The organism is Streptomyces sp. NPDC004539 (assembly GCF_040610055.1).
In the GTDB taxonomy this organism is placed as follows: domain Bacteria; phylum Actinomycetota; class Actinomycetes; order Streptomycetales; family Streptomycetaceae; genus Streptomyces.
In genome coordinates this window covers 339,866-356,740 of sequence record NZ_JBEXLS010000008.1, presented here as the reverse complement: position 1 = coordinate 356,740, position 16,875 = coordinate 339,866, and the positions used below count along the sequence as shown (strand labels likewise).

Genomic DNA, 16,875 nt, shown 5'->3' with positions numbered 1-16,875 from the left:
CAGAAACGGCCCCTCCGGCGCTGTACAGAACACGGGCCGCCGCGCGACCCGTACAGCGACGACCGGGGCCTCTCCTGTGGGGGGTGGCGGCCCTGGTCGTCGCCTGTTTCCGGGGGCCTCGCCACGACACGGCGGCTGCGGCACTCCGTCTGCGGCACCCCATCTACGACACCCCGTCGCGAAGTCCCTCGCCCTCCCGCCGCCAGTCGTCGCACCGCCTCGTGGGCGCGTCGAGTGCGCCGGAGTCGCGGGCGTCCCGGAACGCGGCGAGCGCCTCGGCCTCCGCCGCGGCGTCGGGTCCGGGTGGGGTGAGGGCGTCGGCGAGGAGCCGGGGCAGGTCGGTCATTCGATCCCCAACTCCCGGGCGAGCCGCCTGAGTCCACGGTGCGCGGCGGTCCGTACGGCGCCGGGGCGCTTGCCGAGCACGCGCGCGGCGGCGGGTCCGTCGAGCCCTACGACGACCCTCAGCAGGACGGCCTCGGCCTGGTCCGGCGGCAGCATCCGTACGAGCGCGAGGGCCCGCTCGGTGGAGAGCGCCTCGGCGACCTGGTCGTAGGTGTCATGAGGTGCGACGGGCTCGACTTCCTCAAGGGAACCGCCCCGCTGGGGCCGCACCTTGGCCCTCCGCAGGTGATCGAGCGCGCGGTGCCGCGCGATGGTCGCCGACCACCCCCGGAACCCGGCCCCGTCTCCCCGGAACCGCCCCAGATCCCGGGCGATCTCCAGCCACGCCTCGGACGCCACGTCCTCGGCCTCATCGCCCACGATCCCCTTGAGATACCCGAGCAACCCGGGCTGCACCATCCGATAGACCACGCCGAACGCCACCTCGTCGCCCTCCTGGGCACGGGCGACGGCCACCCCGAGCTCCCCGTCGAACGCCCCCTGAGGGCGCCCGGGTTCCCCACCCTGCCCCACTTGTATCCCCGTAATCCGCCCGCCCACCAAGGTCGACGACCGCGCGGCCCACCCCCGTGGAACCGCCCCGGCCACCGGTCCGCAACGCGGCCCTCACTGTGTCCAGCGACGAACGGCCGGAATCCATCACTGTGTTGGGGTGTGGAACGGGTCACACGGCGGGAACCGGCCCACCACACACCGCTGCCGTCGCATCTGCGCCGACCCGCCCCGCCACCGAACCTATCCTTGCGGAAACTCCTTCTCGAAGCCCGAGATGTAACGCAGGTACCGGGGAGAGAGGAACGCCCCCTCGTCCACTCTCACTTTCAAGCGCGCAAGTTCCCGATAAGCGCCCTCAAGGTCTCCCCGATTTCAGTCACGTCAGAGATATTGGGCGCAATGGCCTCGGCGACCGAATCCGCTGAAAGGTCGATCCTGTGCTCCAGCATTTTCGCTCGAGGCGTGAGGTAACCGACGTTCATCGAGACAGTGGCGACATAGGACCGGCCGTCCCAACCCGGCACGACGTCTCCGCACCACTCCAGGATTCGGTCCTCGATCTCGGCGCATCGGACACCTACGAAGGTCCCGACCCAAAGGGCGGTTCGCTCGCGTACGTACTCGTAGTTCGACCTGCGCCTCTTGAATCCCAGGTCCTTCATCTTGCGAGCGACCGCCGCGAACACCTCCGCCTTCTTCACCCAAGCTCCCCTCTGGAACACCGCTCCACGCCGTCACACGTCCTGATGTACCACCTTGATGACGAATCGCGACGGATCGAGATATCCCGCGATACCCGCCCTTCGCGCATACCGGCCGTACAGCACAAGGCCGGTCTGGGTGAAACGTCGTGCCCCTGCGTTACGAGGAACAAAATCGCCCCGGCCCCCACATAGCACGTATGCAGTTTCCCGACCGTCAGGTCATTCGTACCCGGGGTCAGGTCGTGGGCGTCGACCCACCGCTGCCGCCCCGCATCCCAGAACGGATGATGCCAAGTCGTCGTCAGCGTCTGGGACTTACCCGAGTCGTCGCCGGAAGAGGGCGGTCCCCGGACCGGTGTCACGGACAGGGTCAGGATCGTGAAGTCACGGTCGTTGTGGGTGACGATGACTTTCTGGACCGGTTCGGGGGAGGTCACGCCCGTCTGGGGGTCTGTCGAGAGAACCTTGTCGCCGGCCCTCACCTTGCTGATCGGTTCGACCGAGCCGTCGGTGATGTAGCGGACAGGGTTGCCGGGCCCCGTACCCGTACCCCCGATGGGGTACCCGATGCCACACAGGTCGGCGGGGCACAGCCCGAAGGGTCGGAAAGGGTCACCGGGGAGTCGTACACGTTCCGGGTCTGCGGAGCCGTCGTGTCCAGCAGCGGATCAGGGCTGAGGAACCGCCCTATCGACGGGTCGTACTCCCGCGCCCCCAGATTCGTCAGCCCCGTGCCGTCGTCCTGCGCACCCCCGACGAACCCCCGCTGCCCGACCCACACCCCGGACTGCTCCCGCGCCTCCCCGAACGTTCGGCGGCGAGGTACGGGGCGTCGGGGGTGGATGGGTAAGCGGAGGGACAGCTGAGGGCGGGGAACCGGACGGGAAGGTCACCTACCGCCCGCCACCTCGACGCCCGCCGCACCCCCCGCCTCAAGACGCCCGCACCACCCTCCCCCGCCGAGAAACCACCGCCCGCAACACCCTCCGCCCCTCGGTGGACACGTCCACCGCCCGCCGCAGGCCCGCGCCGCCGTGCGTCGCGACGACCTCCAGGACCGTGGCCTGGCGGCGGAGTTCGGCGGTGGCGAGCGGGGGGAGTCCTTCGGTGCGGCCGTCGCGGGGGACGGTGGACGTGGAGCTGGTGGGGTCGAGGAGGAGGTGGACGCGGAGGGCGGCGAGGGAGCAGGTGTCGGCCCAGACGCGGACGGCCTCGCCGGTGCGTTCGGCGGGGGCGCCGTCGAGCATCTCGCGGACGAGGAGGACGGCGGCGTCGTCACCCGGGGTGCCGTCCAGCTTCGAGCGGATCTGCTGGAGGAGGCCCGCCCAGTCGTCGGGGTCGCCGCCGGGGGCGAGGTTGCCCCACAGGGGGCGCAGGACCTCGTCGTCACCCCCCAGCAGGGACACACACCGATCCAAACAAGCCAACCCGCTCGCGGCCAGCCCCAGTTCGTCGGCCCCCGCCAACAGTTCGACCAGGTTCATCGACTCTCCCTCCCCTGGGCCCCGATCCCCCGTACGAAGCCCGTACTTCCCTGTAGCACCCCAGTCTCACAGGGCCCCCGCCCAACACGCCAGGGCAAGCGGAACGGAGATTTCCAGCCAATAACGGCCGAGTTGGCGTGGAGTGGACGGGGAACACGGGATGGGGGCCAGGACGCGTTCCGGTTCGACCACGGAGTACGTCAGCCCTGGACCGGCGGTATCAACGCCCCCTGCACCGCCCCCACATGCGCCTTCTCGTCCTGCATCCGCGTGAGCCGCACCACCACGACGATCGCCAGCACCCCGGCGACCGCCCCCACCGCGTCCATGGCCATGAACGCCCCCGCCAACCCCCGGTGGTCGCTGAGCGTCTCGACGGAACGGTCCCGCACCGACACCACCCGGTCCGAGAGGAACCAGAGCACGCAGGCCGCCCACCACAGGTTGACCGGCGCGGCGGACACCCCCCGCCCGGCGGGCACGCTCGCCCGCCACACGTCGGCCATCACCCGGCGCGGGAACCACAGGTTGGCGAAGGGGACGAGCCACCCGCCGATCACCCACCCCCGCTTCATCGCGTGCCCGTCCGGCGCGAAGACCTCCGCGTTCACCCTGACCCGCCAGAACCAGCAGAGGTAGACGACGGCGGTGGCGAGCAGCGACACGATCTGGACGGACGACGAGACGAGCGACAGCCGGTCCGAGTCGTCGACGCGCCGGTCGAAGTCCGCCCCCGACGCCCCGCCCACGGCGTCGTCGTAGATCCCGTAGAGCACGAAGTCCGCCGCGAGGGCGAACAGTTGCGCGGCCACGGACACCCCGAGCAGCACCGCGGTCGCCCTCCCGAGGGCCACCGGAGAACGCAACCAGGCAACAGACATGAATCCCCCCGAAACGAACCAAAAGAAACAAACGAATTCCGGGCCTCCCCAGACCCGGAACGCTTATTCTCGCACGCCCGCCCGGCGCCGCCCCGCTCAGCTCACCTTCCCCGCCAGCTCCCGGAACTGCGTCCAGGAAAGGGCCGGCTTCCGCACGTCCCACAGTTTCTGCGCGGTCGCCCGCAGCGGCATCCGAATCCCCACCGCGACCTGCGCCTGCGTCTGCGAGTTCGAGAGATCGCACCACACGGCGAACACCCCGCCGAGAATCTGCGCGTCGTAGGAGGAGTCGACGGCGGTGGTCCCCCGCAGCACCCGGGGATTCCACTGCTCGTAGATCCGCTGTCCCGTCGGATAGACGAAGGTGTTCGGCTCGCCGAGGACGTAGTAGAGGAACTCGTCGTTGTAATTGACGACTTTCCGCCCGGCGGCGAGATATTCGGACGGTTTACGCGCCCCGAGTTCCTTGCCCGTCCAGTACGCGACCTGAATCCCCTTGTCCGCCTGCACGGACGTCCCCCGGTAGAACCCGTCGTTCCAGGCCCGCACGGTCCGCCCCGCGACGGCCTTCGCCCGGTCGTTGAGCCACCCGGTCGCGAGATCGGAGACGCCCGCGCCGGAGCCGTACGCATTCCGTGCGGCGGTGGCGAGCTGGGGGTAGAGCGCGGCCGGGTTGGGGACGGTCAGCGCCTGGTACTCGTCGCCGCCGAGATGCCAGGAGGAACCGGGGAAGAGAGCCGTGTACTCCTTCAGGAGATCGTCGACAAGTTTCGCGGAGGCGGTCTTGGAGATGTCGACGGCGCCTTTCGTGGGCACGCCGTTCACATTCCGAAGCTGCAATTCCGGATGCGCGGCGATGACGGCGCCGAGATGCCCAGGTGAATCGATCTCGGGCACGATCTCGATGTGCCGGGACGCCGCGAGCGCGACGATCGACCGCACCTCGGCCTTGGTGAGATGAACCTTGGAGACGACCTCCGGATGTGAATCGGAGGCGATCCGGAAACCCTGGTCGTCGGAGAAATGCAGACCGAGCTGATTGAATTTCAGATCGCCCAGCTCCCGCACCCGGTCCTCGATCCAGGCGGCACTGAAGTTCTTGCGCGCGATGTCGAGCATGAACCCGCGTACGGGCTTGGCGGGCGCGTCCCGTACGACCCCCTCCGGCGCCGCCCCGCTCCCGCGCACCTCCTGCTTCAGCGTCCGCGTCCCGTAGAACACCGCCGCCTCGGACGCCCCGCTGACGGTGACCTTCCCCCCGCTCACCGTCATGCTGTACGACTCCGAGGGCCCCGCCTCCCCCAGCTCCAGCCGGACGTCACCGTCCCGGGCATCGGCCGCCTCACCGCCGTACGCGATCCCCAACTCCCCGGCGATCAGCCGTCCTTCGTCGGCGAGCCGGGAGTCGTCGATCACGACGCGGTAGTTCTTGGCGGGCCGCCAGCCGGGGCCGCGGGCCGGGGTGTGGGAGGTGACGGCGGGGATCGTGCGGGGGGCGGTGGAGAGGGGGTAGGAGGACGCGGGGCGGGTGCTGGGGGACGTGGCGGGGGTACTAGGGGTACTACGGGTGCCCGCCGAGGCGCCGGTGGACGCCGCCGCCTCCGTACCCGTTCCGGACGACGATCCCGAGGTCGACGCCCACACCCCGACCCCCACGCCGAGCCCCACCGTCGCCACGAAGGCGCCGGCGACGATCGCGCCCCGTCGCCGTCCGCCGCTCTTCCGCCTGCCCCGCCTGTGCCTGCTCACGCCGTCAACCTACGACTCACTGCCTACCACCCGTCGTCCACCACACGTTCCGAAACTCTCCCGATCGAGTGAAATTCGGGCAACTGTCGGACACACCACGACCACTCTCGATAACGTGGCGCCACACCAGCCCCCCGTGACCCGAGGATCACCGCTGCCCGCCCACCGCGTGGCCATACCGGCCCTACCCGAACAATCAACTCCTACGCATCTCCGCCTCGAAGCGTTCAACACCGCTCCCCCGGCCGAGGCGTACACCACCCTCCTCACCTGCCTCCACAGCGAGACCTGGGCAGCAAGAGTGGCGACCCACCGCCCGTACCCGACGATCGACGCGCTCCTGGCAGCGGCGGACGAGGCGGCGTACGACCTGACGAGGGGGGACCTGACGGAGGCGCTCGCGGCGGAGAAGATGCCGCAGCTTCCGCCTGGGACCTACGCGGCAGCCCACATGGCCCTGGGAGCGGCGCACGCGGCATACGAGTCGAAGTTCGGCCACGCGTTCGTGGTCTGCGAGGACTCCCTGGACGCCATCCTGGAAGCCATCCGGTCACGATTGCCGAACGATCCTGAAGACGAACGGGTACTGGCGGCAGACGAACTCCGCAAGCTGGCAAAGCAACGGTTGCTGCACGCCCTTTAGGGGCGCGGGGCTGTATCGATGTGCGGCTACCGCCGCGTGAGCGCGACCAGCCACAACGGCGCCGCACCCGGCACATAACAGGACCCACCACCCCGGATGCCGCACGGCTTCACCCATCCGCGTGCCACTTTGATCACACCGGTAGGCCCGCCGTAAACCCGCCCCCACCGCGTAGCTAACATGCTGGGGGCCGGTGGACCGTACCCGGCCGGGCCGACCGACAGCACAAGCCGGCAGGCCCCGACACCCCGCTCCCGGAGGGACTTCCGTGCCGGCTGGAACGCTGTACCGCGGCCGGGAAGGAATGTGGTCCTGGGTGGCTCACCGAGTCACCGGCGTCCTCATCTTCTTCTTCCTGTTCGTTCACGTGCTGGACACCGCTCTCGTCCGTGTCTCCCCCGAGGACTACGACAAGGTCGTAGCCACGTACAAGACCCCCATCGTCGCGTGCCTGGAGTACGGCCTCGTCGCCGCCATCCTCTTCCACGCGCTCAACGGCCTGCGCGTCATCGCCGTCGACTTCTGGTCGAAGGGTCCGCGCTACCAGAAGCAGATGCTCTGGAGCGTCGTCGGCCTGTGGGTCGTGCTGATGATCGGCGCGATCTACCCCGTCCTCGGCCACGCGGCCCGCGAAATCTTCGGGAGCTGACACCGATGGCCACCACCGAAACCACCGCGTCCGGCATCGGCCCCGTCGAGGGCGGCTCGCTGTACGACGTCGACAACCCGGCCCCGTACATCGAGGCCCCGCGCAAGCGCACGAAGAAGACCCCGAAGTCGACGCGGGGCAACTTCGAGCTGGTCGCGTGGCTGTTCATGCGGCTGTCCGGCGTCGTCCTGGTCGTCCTGGTCATCGGCCACCTGCTGATCCAGCTCGTGCTGGACGGCGGCGTCTCCAAGATCGGCTTCGCGTTCGTCGCGGGCCGCTGGGCGTCCCCGTTCTGGCAGGTCTGGGACCTGCTGATGCTGTGGCTCGCGATGCTGCACGGCGCGAACGGCCTGCGTACGGTCATCAACGACTACGCGGAGCGCGCGAACACCCGGCTGTGGCTCAAGGGCCTGCTCTACACCGCCACGGTGTTCACCATCCTGCTGGGCACGCTGGTGATCTTCACCTTCGACCCGAACATCCGCTAGGCACGGGGCTGCGAGAAACATGAAGATCCACAAGTACGACACCGTCATCGTCGGCGCCGGTGGCGCGGGCATGCGCGCGGCCATCGAGTCCACGAAGCGCAGCCGCACCGCCGTCCTGACGAAGCTGTACCCGACCCGCTCCCACACGGGTGCCGCGCAGGGCGGCATGGCCGCCGCGCTGGCGAACGTGGAGGAGGACAACTGGGAGTGGCACACCTTCGACACGGTCAAGGGCGGTGACTACCTGGTCGACCAGGACGCCGCGGAGATCCTGGCGAAGGAGGCCATCGACGCCGTCCTCGACCTGGAGAAGATGGGCCTGCCGTTCAACCGGACGCCCGACGGGACGATCGACCAGCGCCGCTTCGGCGGGCACAGCCGCAACCACGGCGAGGCGCCGGTGCGCCGCTCCTGCTACGCGGCCGACCGCACCGGTCACATGATCCTCCAGACGCTGTACCAGAACTGCGTGAAGGAGGGCGTGGAGTTCTTCAACGAGTTCTACGTCCTCGACCAGCTGATCACCGAGGTCGACGGCGTCAAGAAGTCGGCCGGCGTCGTGGCGTACGAGCTGGCGACCGGCGAGATCCACGTCTTCCAGGCGAAGGCCGTGATCTACGCGTCCGGCGGCACCGGAAAGTTCTTCAAGGTGACGTCCAACGCGCACACCCTCACCGGTGACGGGCAGGCCGCCTGCTACCGGCGCGGGCTGCCGCTGGAGGACATGGAGTTCTTCCAGTTCCACCCGACCGGCATCTGGCGCATGGGCATCCTGCTGACGGAGGGCGCCCGCGGTGAGGGCGGCATCCTGCGCAACAAGGACGGCGAGCGCTTCATGGAGAAGTACGCGCCGGTCATGAAGGACCTCGCGTCGCGTGACGTCGTCTCGCGCTCCATCTACACGGAGATCCGTGAGGGCCGCGGCTGCGGTCCCGAGGGCGACCACGTCTACCTCGACCTCACGCACCTCCCGCCGGAGCAGCTCGACGCGAAGCTCCCGGACATCACCGAGTTCGCGCGCACCTACCTCGGTATCGAGCCGTACACGGACCCGATCCCGATCCAGCCCACCGCGCACTACGCGATGGGCGGCATCCCGACGAACGTCGAGGGTGAGGTCCTGTCGGACAACACGACCGTCGTTCCGGGTCTGTACGCCGCCGGCGAGGTCGCCTGCGTCTCCGTGCACGGCGCGAACCGCCTCGGCACCAACTCGCTGCTGGACATCAACGTGTTCGGGCGGCGCGCCGGCATCGCGGCGGCCGAGTACTCGCAGACGGCCGACTTCGTCGAGCTCCCGGAGGACCCGGCGCAGCTGGTCGTCGACCAGGTGGAGAACCTGCGCGCGTCGACCGGTACCGAGCGGGTGGCGGTGCTGCGCAAGGAGCTTCAGGAGACCATGGACGCGAACGTCATGGTGTTCCGTACGGAGCAGACGATCAAGACGGCCGTCGAGAAGATCGCCGAGCTGCGCGAGCGGTACAAGAACGTGTCGGTGCAGGACAAGGGCCGGCGGTTCAACACGGACCTCCTGGAGGCCATCGAGCTGGGGAACCTGCTCGACCTGGCCGAGGTCATGGCCGTCTCCGCGCTGGCCCGCAAGGAGTCGCGCGGCGGTCACTACCGCGAGGACTACCCCAACCGCGACGACGTCAACTTCATGCGCCACACCATGGCGTACCGCGAGGTCGGCGACGACGGCACGGACTCGATTCGTCTCGACTACAAGCCGGTCGTGCAGACCCGCTACCAGCCGATGGAGCGTAAGTACTGATGGCAACCCCCGTTCTGGACAAGGTGGAGGCGGAGGCCGCGGCCTCGGACCACCTCATCACCGTCACGTTCCGCGTCCGCCGGTTCAACCCGGAGGTCTCGGCGGAGGCGGTCTGGGAAGACTTCCTGCTGGAGATCGACCCCAAGGAGCGCGTCCTCGACGGCCTCCACAAGATCAAGTGGGACCTCGACGGCACGCTGACGTTCCGCCGGTCCTGCGCGCACGGCATCTGCGGCTCGGACGCCATGCGCATCAACGGCAAGAACCGCCTGGCCTGCAAGACCCTGATCAAGGACATCAACCCGGCCAAGCCGATCACGATCGAGCCCATCAAGGGCCTGACGGTCCTCAAGGACCTCGTCGTCGACATGGAGCCGTTCTTCCAGGCGTACCGCGACGTCATGCCCTTCCTCATCACGAAGGACACGAACGAACCGACCCGCGAGCGTCTCCAGACGGCGGAGGACCGCGAGCGCTTCGACGACACGACCAAGTGCATCCTCTGCGCCGCCTGCACGTCCTCGTGCCCGGTCTTCTGGAACGACGGCCAGTACTTCGGCCCGGCCGCCATCGTCAACGCGCACCGCTTCATCTTCGACTCGCGTGACGAAGCCGGCGAACAACGCCTCGAAATCCTCAACGACCGCGACGGCGTCTGGCGCTGCCGCACCACCTTCAACTGCACGGACGCCTGCCCCCGTGGCATCGAGGTCACGAAGGCGATCCAGGAGGTGAAGCGAGCGCTGATCACGCGCCGCTTCTGATCACTCCGCGTCACTTCTGAGGGCCCTGTTCCGCACCACCGGGAACAGGGCCCTCAGGGGTTTTTGGCGGGTTCGCGCTCCTGCCGCCGGCTGCTTCTCGCCGTCACACTCCTGTCGAACGGATCGACTTCCAGGGGTGTACAAGAAGACGGGGGCCGTGTGTCGACACAGAGGGGCGAAGTGACGCCCGGCTGGGAACAGCCGACTCCGCTGGGATACGGACACGGCGCCAAGGAGGCCCAGTTCGTGGCGGCGCCACTGCTGGCGGCAGCCTCACTCGGCCTCGCCGGAGTGGTGGCGGGGGCCAAGGATGAGATGTTCCTCTTCTCGGGGCCGACGCTCCTCGTCCTCGTACTGTCGACCATGTCTCTGATCTACAGCATCCAACTGGCCTACCACGCGCGGAAGTTCCTGTACTCCAAGGAAGACGTCCTCGACTGGTACGGGCACGACCTCACCAAGCGGCCCGAACTGTTCGCGCGGTTGCGCGCCCAACAGGGCGACGACTACGCCACCTGGGTTTTCTACAACAACAAGGCCATGGCTCTGTTCAACGTGGGAACCGTGCTGCTCGGGTTCGGCGTCGCAGCCGCACTGGCCCCGGGCAAGGACAGCGGTCAGAAAATCTGGCGCTGGGGCGCTGCCGTCATCGTCCTGGGCTGCACGTTCTACGAGATCTACTGGCAGCGCAGGCTCCGGCTCGGGGTCGCCAGGCAAGCCAGGCATACCGGCTCTCACGCCGGACAAGGAGGCACTTGATGTCCATGCACGCGGTGGTTCTCCCGGGTTACCAGCCCCAGACGATACGGTGCAGGCACTCTGACTGCCATGCGGACCTGGGACCCGTGTCCAGGATCGGACACCATCTGAAGGAGTGGGAGAAGGCGCTCAAGGCAGGGCCGACAGCGATCGACGCCTACCTGAACGACGAGCACATCGCCGAGGTCCGGTCCAGGCACGAGCTCAGCTGTCCTGTCAGGGAACTGCCGCCAGCTGTCCACGCCTCGTGTCAGGGTATCGACGACCAGAACAGGGACCCTCGGGAGCAACTGCGAAGTCATCTGGCTGACCTAGACGCCGCTCGCGCTCGGGGTGACCAGCCGCTCCCTCAGTCCTCCCGGTGGCGGCTCCGCTCTCCCAGGGGCCTATGAATCCGTAGGTCCGTGGTCGTAGGTACCGTACCCACGCCTGACCCCCTCGAACATGTCCGACACCTCGCCGAACGCCTCCTCCTCACCCTCCCGGTCCGGGGGCAGTGGCAGGTGCAGTGCGTGCAGCAGGTCGAAGCGATGCAGGTCGTAGACGAGGTGCATCAGGCCCGAGTACGCCTGCGCCACCGTCACCGCGCCCTTGTACGCCACCCAGGCCAACAGCAGACCAGCGCCGCACAGCCACCAGGCGGACGGTTCGTCGTACAGGGCGGCGGCGCTCGTGACGGTGAGGGCGAGGAAGGACCAGCAGAGGTTGACGGCGGTATCAAGGGCGTCACGCGCGGAGCGGAGTGCCTCGGCCATACGGTCGGACACCTGGAGGTAGATCCTCGGCCATGAGGTCAGCGTGGTTAGGCCGTAGCGCTCCCCGGCACTCAACTCACCGGCGCGCAGGGCGTTCCCGAGTGCGGTGGGCAGCAGACGATCCCCCGGAGGCTGGACGGCGAGGCGACGGTGGGCGTCCGCCCGTACCCCGTCGGCCATGTCTCCGCCGGCGGTTCCAAGTGCCCGTTTCCGCAACACCCGCCAACGCCTGCGCTGGACACGGGCCAGTACCTCCGCCAGCCTGGCCGTGAACGGCCAACGGTCCCAGTAACCCTCCAGGACACGCACCGCGCGGACCTGGAACGGCTGGAGCAGCAGCCCGAGCAGTGAGGAGCCGACCGCGACCGCCACCGTCAGCCGGAGTGCATCGGACAGTCCCTGTGGGGGGACGGCATGCCACTGGCTCCGTCCCACGAAGCTCCCCGCCCGCAGCAGCGCGCACACCCCGGCGACGAACAGCGCACACGGCGCGAAGTGCACCGCCAGCACCCGTCGCACGAAGCCCGCCTTCCCCATACGCCCCCTGAGCGCTGTTCAGTATGGAATGCGGTGTCAAGGAGCCTTCAGGGAGGGGAGGCTGATCCACTGGCTCAAAGATTCCGTTGATCTGCTTGAGAGTTCAAGTCAGACTCGTCGCCATGGCACTCCTGAACAAGTCGGCGACGGCTCTCCTGGCTGCGACCGCCGTACTCTTCTCGATTCCCCCCACTGCCTCGGCAAGCCCCGCGTGGACGACGGAGACGTCCGCCGGTAGCACGATCAGCGTGGTGCCCAGTACGAGTGGGCGTCCCGGTAAAGAGCTGCTGTTTCATACCGAGGGCAACGGCAAGGCGTTCGTCGTGCTGCCGCTCAAGTCCCTCAAGAACAACAGTCTTTGGGCTCGGGCGCGGGTGAAGGTGGGCGACTATCCGATCTCGCCGGACTGGGCGCACTGGACGATGGCGGAGGCGTCGGGGAGTGATTCGCCCACGCTGGTACGGCCGTTGGGCGGGCAGTACGCGCCGACGGACAAGGGGAACTTCTACGGCGTGGGCTCGGACAAGGGCGTGACCGGCGACTGGACGAACTGGCGCACCTCGGCGCCGGCCGTCGGCGGCGTGTGGCAGTGCCTGGAGTTCCACCTGGACGCGTCCGACAACAAGGTCACCGTGTACTTCGACGGGGTCGAGAATCCCGACCTGACCGTGTCGACGAAGAGTCATGGGGGGACGGCGGACGACTTCGTGTTCCCCACGTTCGACAAGCTGAAGCTCGGGTGGCAGCTGTATCAGGCGAACCCGAACCCGTCGTCGTACGACGTGCGGATGGCCGACATCGCGGTGGGCCCCCGGCGGTCCGGCTGCTGAGCCCGTAGGTCCGTGGCGGGTCCGCCCCTGGGAGAAGATCAGGGGCGGACCCGGGACCCCGCGGGGGGATCAGCCGCGCAGGACGCGGCCCTGCTTGTCCGTGCGGTCGTTGCTGACGAGGAAGATGATGCCGTCGATCAGCGCCCAGATGCCGAGGCCGCCGCAGGTCAGGAGCTGGGCGATGCCCACGCCGACGCTGCCGACGTAGAACCGGCCGATGCCGAGGCCGCCCAGGAAGATCTGGAGGATGCCGGCGACGATCTTCGACTTGTCGGAGTACGGGCGGCCCTGCGGGTCGTAGCCGTAGGGGGCCTCGGGGTTGGGGACGGGGACGGTCATAGGGACTGCTCTCCTGACGGGACTGCTCGGATGCGAGAACCGGGGAGCGCGCGCCTGTCAGCACATGACTCGGTCGCCCCCCGTGTGTGAGCGCTGAGCGTAGGCAGCCGACGTCACCGATCGACACCTCTGTCGAACTATCGTTCCCGTTCCGTGACAAATCTTGCGCCAACTTCCGAATGCTTCAGGCCAGTTCGGAAGCCGCGATCAACCAGGAAACGCCGAAAAGGGTCGCGTCAGCGAAGGTTGCGGACGACGGTCCACAGCACGGCGAGCCCGAGGACCGCCAGCTGCGCACGGCCGCTGAGCCGGGGCCGCCAGTGCCGTCGGCGGACCAGCCCCTCCCACATCCAGCGGCCGAGCAGCGCGAGTGCGAACGGTGCCGCGAGCAGGAGGGCGCGGTTGTCGAGCCAGGCCGCGTCCCAGCGGCCGTGCATGAGGTCGTACACCATGCGCGTGCCGCCGCAGGCGGGGCACAGGAGGCCGGTGACGAGCCGGAAGGGGCACTGGGGCAGCAGGTGCCCCGGCTGGTGGGGGTCGGTGCCGTAGAGGTACACCGACCCCGCGGCCCCGGCGACGAGCACCGCGAGGGGGGCGGTCGCCGGGTGCCGCAGGAACGGCCGGGTGGGGGTGGACGGCGGCGCGGGCGCCGTCTCAGCCACGGAGCACCCGGCCCTGCCCGTCCGTCGTGCTGTCGCTGGTCAGCAGGATGATGCCGTCGATCAGCGCCCAGATGCCGAGGCCGCCGCAGGTGAAGAGCTGGGCGAGCCCGAGCCCGACGTGCCCGACGTAGAAGCGGCCGACGCCGAAGGTGCCCAGGAAGAGCTGGAGGATGCCCGCGACGATCTTCGACTTGTCCGAGTAGGGGCGCCCGTAGGCGTCGTACCCGTAGGGGGCGTACGGGTCACCGGTGTACGTGCCGGGCGGCGGGGCGTAGCCGCCGGGCTGGCCGGGGCCGGGCGGGACGGCGCCTCCGGGATACCCGTAGCCCGGAGGGGGCGGCGGCGGGTACCCCGGACCCTGACCCGGCGGGGGCCCTTGCGGGGGCTGCTGCTGATACCCGTACCCCTGCTGGGGCTGCCCGTAGGGGTTGTCCTGCTGGGGCTGCCCCCCGTAGGGGTTCTCCTTCGAGGGCTGCCCGTAGGGGTTGCTGCCCGGGTAGCCGTACCCCGGCGGCTGGTAGGGCTGCTGCGGCTGTTCCGACACGGTGGTGCTCCCCCAAGGTCCGACAATCTGATGCACGCCATCTTGCCCGACATCACCGCGCCGCAGCACCCGGTCCGGACACCGGCCGCCGGGGACCGGCAATCACCGGTTCCGAAGCGTCGCGCACCTATTGTGACGGTATGTCTGATGACGAGTCGTACGAGCTGCTCGGGTTCGACAACGTGCTGCTGCCGGTCGGGGATCTCGCCGAGGCGGTGCGGTTCTACGAGCGCGCCGGGTTCGCGGTGGGGTTCCGGTTCGACGAGGGCGGGATCGCGCTGCTGAAGGTGGGGCGCGAGACGCCGGGGATTCTGCTGCGGCAGGAGGAGGCCCTCGGCCACCGTCCACCGCCGTGGGGGTGCACGCGCGTGTGGCTGGAGGTGCCGGACGCGCGGGCGGTCGCGCGGCGGCTGACGGCGGCGGGGGTCGCGCCGCTCGACGAACCGGCGTCCGTGTCGACGGGCTGGACGGTGGAGATCGCGGACCCCTGGGGGAACGTCCTCGGGTTCACGGACTACACGAAGCGGCCGGAGCTGGCCCGCACCTGAGGCTCCGCCGCGAGCCCCTCCCGTGAGCCCCCTCCCCATGCCCCCATCCCTTGACTTGAACACGTTCAAAAACAGGTCTACAGTCAGTCCTGACAGCGTTTTGAACGCGTTCAAGAAAGTGGTGGGGACATGGATCGCACCGTCATCTCGTACGTCGTCTACCTGGCCGTCAGCATCGCGCTGACCGTCTGGGTCGCCCGCACCCTCAGCCGCAACGGCCGGCTGTTCCTCGCGGACGTGCTGCACGGCGACGAGAAGCTGGCCGACGCGGTGAACCACCTCCTGGTGGTCGGCTTCTACCTCGTCAACCTCGGCTTCGTCGCCCTCTACCTGAGCGGCGACGACGCCCTGGCGAACACCCGGGAGATCTTCGAGGCCCTCTCGACGAAGCTCGGCGTCGTCCTGCTGGTCCTCGGCGCGATGCACCTGGGCAACGTGTACGTCCTGAGCCGCATCCGGCGCCGGGGGGTCCTGGAGCGGGGGCAGGTGCCGCCGGTGGCGCCGCGCGGGTGGGTCGCGCCGACGAAGCCGGCCCAGGCGTGAGCGGCGAGGCCGTGACAGCGGACCGGGGCGCCATGGCGACCGATCAGCACGCGACGGCCGCCGATCAGCACGCGACGGCCGCCGACCGGGACGCCGAGGGCGTCCCGGTCCGCCGGCTGACTGTCCTGTACGACGCGGGGTGCGGGCTCTGCCGCACCCTCGGCGGGTGGCTCGCACGCCAGCCGCAGCTCGTCCCCCTCGATCTCGTGCCGGCCGGCTCCGACGCGGCCCGGGAGCTCTTCCCGGACCTCGACCACACCTCGACCCTCGACGAGATCACCGTCGTCGGGGACGGCGGGCAGGTCTACCGGGACACCGCCGCCTGGATCGTCGTCCTGTGGGCGCTGCGGGAGCACCGGCCGCTCGCGCACCGGCTGAGCACGCCGTCGGGGCAACGGCTCGCGCGCGGGGCGGTGCTGGCGGCGGCGCGGCTGCGGGAGAGCCGGTGGGGTGGCGGGTGGGGCGGTGGAGCGTACGAGCGGGGGGACGGGTGGAGGTACGACCCCTACGACGGCTGGGCGTACGCCTGTGACGGCGGCTCCTGCGCCACTGGTTAGGCTCGCGACCGTGTCCGCGAACAACGACGGCCCCGCCGCAGCCCCGAGCAAGTCCGAGCAGACCCGTGCGCTGATCCTGGAGACCGCGATGCGGCTGTTCCAGGAGCGGGGGTACGACAAGACGACGATGCGGGCCATCGCCCAGGAGGCGGGGGTCTCCGTGGGCAACGCGTACTACTACTTCGCCGGGAAGGAACACCTCATCCAGGGGTTCTACGACCGGCTCGCCGCCGAGCACCGGGCGGCCGTCCGCCCGCTGCTCGCCCGGGAGACCGACTTCGAGGCGCGGCTCGCCGGGGTGCTGCGCCTCTGGCTCGACCTCGCGACGCCGTACCACGAGTTCGCCGTCCAGTTCTTCAAGAACGCCGCCGATCCCGACAGCCCCCTGAGCCCCTTCTCCCCCGAGTCGGAGCACGCGCGCGAGGAGGCGATCTCGGTCCACCGCGAAATCCTGTCGGGCGCGACGAAGACGAAGGTCGCCGACGACCTGAAGGACGTCCTCCCGGAACTGATGTGGCTCTCCCAGATGGGCCTCGTCCTCTACTGGATCTTCGACCGCACAGAAGACCGCGAACGCAGCTACCGCCTCGCCGAACGAGGCGCCCGCCTCACCGCCCGAGGCGTAGCCCTCTCCCGCTTCCGCGTCCTACGCCCCCTGGTCCGCGAGGTCCACGAACTCTTCACGGACTTCCTGCCGGGGATGACACGGCTGATGCCGGACCCGGGGGCGGGGGGCAAGGGAAAGGGGAAGGAGGAGTGATCACT

At 69.2% G+C, this 16,875-nt stretch carries 23 protein-coding genes; 11 read left to right on the top strand and 12 right to left on the bottom strand.

Translation table 11 applies throughout. The annotated features are described in order from the left end of the window. Positions 1-163: 163 nt before the first annotated feature. The 8 genes from ABZX85_RS19755 to ABZX85_RS19720 all read right to left on the bottom strand — a co-directional run bounded on the left by ABZX85_RS19755 (position 164) and on the right by ABZX85_RS19720 (position 5,718). Positions 164-346, bottom strand: coding sequence for a hypothetical protein (locus ABZX85_RS19755; protein ID WP_355869814.1), 183 nt, complete (start codon positions 344-346; stop codon positions 164-166). Further along, positions 343-918, bottom strand: coding sequence for an RNA polymerase sigma factor (locus ABZX85_RS19750; RefSeq protein WP_355869811.1), 576 nt, complete (start codon positions 916-918; stop codon positions 343-345). Before ABZX85_RS19750 ends, ABZX85_RS19755 begins: the two co-directional genes overlap by 4 nt. Before the next feature lie 308 nt (positions 919-1,226). After that, positions 1,227-1,601: a hypothetical protein gene (locus tag ABZX85_RS19745; RefSeq protein ID WP_355869808.1), complete on the bottom strand. Its 375-nt coding sequence runs from the start codon at positions 1,599-1,601 to the stop codon at positions 1,227-1,229. Next, positions 1,598-2,041 carry a hypothetical protein gene (locus ABZX85_RS19740; RefSeq protein WP_355869983.1) on the bottom strand — a complete coding sequence of 148 codons (444 nt, stop codon included), beginning with the start codon at positions 2,039-2,041 and terminating at the stop codon, positions 1,598-1,600. Before ABZX85_RS19740 ends, ABZX85_RS19745 begins: the two co-directional genes overlap by 4 nt. Positions 2,042-2,082: 41 nt before the next feature. After that, the gene (locus ABZX85_RS19735; RefSeq protein WP_355869805.1) at positions 2,083-2,385 is read right to left on the bottom strand and encodes an RHS repeat-associated core domain-containing protein; all 303 of its coding nucleotides are present in this window, start codon (positions 2,383-2,385) and stop codon (positions 2,083-2,085) included. Positions 2,386-2,536: 151 nt separating this feature from the next. Then, entirely contained in the window at positions 2,537-3,088 is a 552-nt protein-coding gene (locus ABZX85_RS19730; RefSeq protein ID WP_355869802.1) for a hypothetical protein, read from the bottom strand. A 200-nt stretch (positions 3,089-3,288) separates the two neighbouring features. Beyond that, positions 3,289-3,969 carry a DUF4328 domain-containing protein gene (locus tag ABZX85_RS19725; protein WP_355869799.1) on the bottom strand — a complete coding sequence of 227 codons (681 nt, stop codon included), beginning with the start codon at positions 3,967-3,969 and terminating at the stop codon, positions 3,289-3,291. A 96-nt stretch (positions 3,970-4,065) separates the two neighbouring features. Next, positions 4,066-5,718, bottom strand: coding sequence for a glycoside hydrolase family 20 protein (locus ABZX85_RS19720; protein ID WP_355869796.1), 1,653 nt, complete (start codon positions 5,716-5,718; stop codon positions 4,066-4,068). 136 nt (positions 5,719-5,854) lie between these two features. On the opposite strand from ABZX85_RS19720, the gene ABZX85_RS19715 reads away from it, so the two are divergent. From ABZX85_RS19715 to ABZX85_RS19690, 6 genes are all read left to right on the top strand, one after another. After that, complete coding sequence (locus ABZX85_RS19715) at positions 5,855-6,361, top strand: 2-oxo-4-hydroxy-4-carboxy-5-ureidoimidazoline decarboxylase (protein ID WP_355869793.1); 507 nt, start codon at positions 5,855-5,857, stop codon at positions 6,359-6,361. 268 nt (positions 6,362-6,629) lie between these two features. Then, positions 6,630-7,010 (top strand): succinate dehydrogenase, cytochrome b556 subunit, encoded by a 381-nt coding sequence (gene sdhC / locus ABZX85_RS19710; protein WP_355869790.1) that lies wholly within the window; start codon positions 6,630-6,632, stop codon positions 7,008-7,010. A 5-nt stretch (positions 7,011-7,015) separates the two neighbouring features. Further along, positions 7,016-7,498, top strand: coding sequence for a succinate dehydrogenase hydrophobic membrane anchor subunit (locus ABZX85_RS19705; RefSeq protein WP_355869788.1), 483 nt, complete (start codon positions 7,016-7,018; stop codon positions 7,496-7,498). Positions 7,499-7,517: 19 nt separating this feature from the next. Further along, positions 7,518-9,272, top strand: a complete 1,755-nt coding sequence (gene sdhA, locus ABZX85_RS19700) for a succinate dehydrogenase flavoprotein subunit (protein WP_355869785.1) — start codon at positions 7,518-7,520, stop codon at positions 9,270-9,272. Further along, positions 9,272-10,036, top strand: a complete 765-nt coding sequence (locus ABZX85_RS19695; RefSeq protein WP_055721464.1) for a succinate dehydrogenase iron-sulfur subunit — start codon at positions 9,272-9,274, stop codon at positions 10,034-10,036. Before sdhA ends, ABZX85_RS19695 begins: the two co-directional genes overlap by 1 nt. A gap of 159 nt (positions 10,037-10,195) precedes the next feature. Beyond that, positions 10,196-10,795 carry a hypothetical protein gene (locus tag ABZX85_RS19690; RefSeq protein WP_355869782.1) on the top strand — a complete coding sequence of 200 codons (600 nt, stop codon included), beginning with the start codon at positions 10,196-10,198 and terminating at the stop codon, positions 10,793-10,795. A gap of 386 nt (positions 10,796-11,181) precedes the next feature. Here the strand turns inward: ABZX85_RS19690 and ABZX85_RS19685 are convergent, their stop codons facing one another. After that, positions 11,182-12,069, bottom strand: a complete 888-nt coding sequence (locus ABZX85_RS19685; RefSeq protein WP_355869779.1) for a hypothetical protein — start codon at positions 12,067-12,069, stop codon at positions 11,182-11,184. 140 nt (positions 12,070-12,209) lie between these two features. On the opposite strand from ABZX85_RS19685, the gene ABZX85_RS19680 reads away from it, so the two are divergent. Continuing rightward, a complete protein-coding gene (locus ABZX85_RS19680; RefSeq protein WP_355869776.1) occupies positions 12,210-12,917 on the top strand; it encodes a hypothetical protein in 708 nt (235 codons plus the stop codon). Positions 12,918-12,986: 69 nt separating this feature from the next. Here the strand turns inward: ABZX85_RS19680 and ABZX85_RS19675 are convergent, their stop codons facing one another. From ABZX85_RS19675 to ABZX85_RS19665, 3 genes are all read right to left on the bottom strand, one after another. Next, a complete protein-coding gene (locus ABZX85_RS19675; protein ID WP_355869773.1) occupies positions 12,987-13,256 on the bottom strand; it encodes a TM2 domain-containing protein in 270 nt (89 codons plus the stop codon). A 236-nt stretch (positions 13,257-13,492) separates the two neighbouring features. Then, entirely contained in the window at positions 13,493-13,918 is a 426-nt protein-coding gene (locus ABZX85_RS19670) for a DUF2752 domain-containing protein (RefSeq protein ID WP_355869770.1), read from the bottom strand. Next, entirely contained in the window at positions 13,911-14,462 is a 552-nt protein-coding gene (locus ABZX85_RS19665) for a TM2 domain-containing protein (RefSeq protein WP_355869767.1), read from the bottom strand. Before ABZX85_RS19665 ends, ABZX85_RS19670 begins: the two co-directional genes overlap by 8 nt. A gap of 140 nt (positions 14,463-14,602) precedes the next feature. Here ABZX85_RS19665 and ABZX85_RS19660 point away from each other — a divergent pair, with 140 nt between their 5' ends. The 4 genes from ABZX85_RS19660 to ABZX85_RS19645 all read left to right on the top strand — a co-directional run bounded on the left by ABZX85_RS19660 (position 14,603) and on the right by ABZX85_RS19645 (position 16,870). Continuing rightward, a complete protein-coding gene (locus ABZX85_RS19660) occupies positions 14,603-15,010 on the top strand; it encodes a VOC family protein (RefSeq protein WP_355869764.1) in 408 nt (135 codons plus the stop codon). A gap of 129 nt (positions 15,011-15,139) precedes the next feature. Beyond that, a complete protein-coding gene (locus ABZX85_RS19655) occupies positions 15,140-15,553 on the top strand; it encodes a hypothetical protein (RefSeq protein WP_355869762.1) in 414 nt (137 codons plus the stop codon). A 32-nt stretch (positions 15,554-15,585) separates the two neighbouring features. Continuing rightward, on the top strand, positions 15,586-16,110 hold the full coding sequence (locus ABZX85_RS19650) for a DCC1-like thiol-disulfide oxidoreductase family protein (RefSeq protein ID WP_355869759.1): 525 nt from the start codon (positions 15,586-15,588) through the stop codon (positions 16,108-16,110). Between the two features lie 10 nt (positions 16,111-16,120). Then, positions 16,121-16,870, top strand: coding sequence for a TetR family transcriptional regulator (locus ABZX85_RS19645; RefSeq protein WP_355869758.1), 750 nt, complete (start codon positions 16,121-16,123; stop codon positions 16,868-16,870). Positions 16,871-16,875: the final 5 nt, after the last annotated feature.

Coding starts and splice junctions, on each gene's coding strand:
- ABZX85_RS19755 (WP_355869814.1), bottom strand. CDS start 346: ATGACCGACCTGCCCCGGCTCCTCGCCGACGCCCTCACCCCACCCGGA.
- ABZX85_RS19730 (WP_355869802.1), bottom strand. CDS start 3,088: ATGAACCTGGTCGAACTGTTGGCGGGGGCCGACGAACTGGGGCTGGCC.
- ABZX85_RS19725 (WP_355869799.1), bottom strand. CDS start 3,969: ATGTCTGTTGCCTGGTTGCGTTCTCCGGTGGCCCTCGGGAGGGCGACC.
- ABZX85_RS19705 (WP_355869788.1), top strand. CDS start 7,016: ATGGCCACCACCGAAACCACCGCGTCCGGCATCGGCCCCGTCGAGGGC.
- sdhA (WP_355869785.1), top strand. CDS start 7,518: ATGAAGATCCACAAGTACGACACCGTCATCGTCGGCGCCGGTGGCGCG.
- ABZX85_RS19695 (WP_055721464.1), top strand. CDS start 9,272: ATGGCAACCCCCGTTCTGGACAAGGTGGAGGCGGAGGCCGCGGCCTCG.
- ABZX85_RS19680 (WP_355869776.1), top strand. CDS start 12,210: ATGGCACTCCTGAACAAGTCGGCGACGGCTCTCCTGGCTGCGACCGCC.
- ABZX85_RS19675 (WP_355869773.1), bottom strand. CDS start 13,256: ATGACCGTCCCCGTCCCCAACCCCGAGGCCCCCTACGGCTACGACCCG.
- ABZX85_RS19660 (WP_355869764.1), top strand. CDS start 14,603: ATGTCTGATGACGAGTCGTACGAGCTGCTCGGGTTCGACAACGTGCTG.
- ABZX85_RS19655 (WP_355869762.1), top strand. CDS start 15,140: ATGGATCGCACCGTCATCTCGTACGTCGTCTACCTGGCCGTCAGCATC.
- ABZX85_RS19650 (WP_355869759.1), top strand. CDS start 15,586: ATGGCGACCGATCAGCACGCGACGGCCGCCGATCAGCACGCGACGGCC.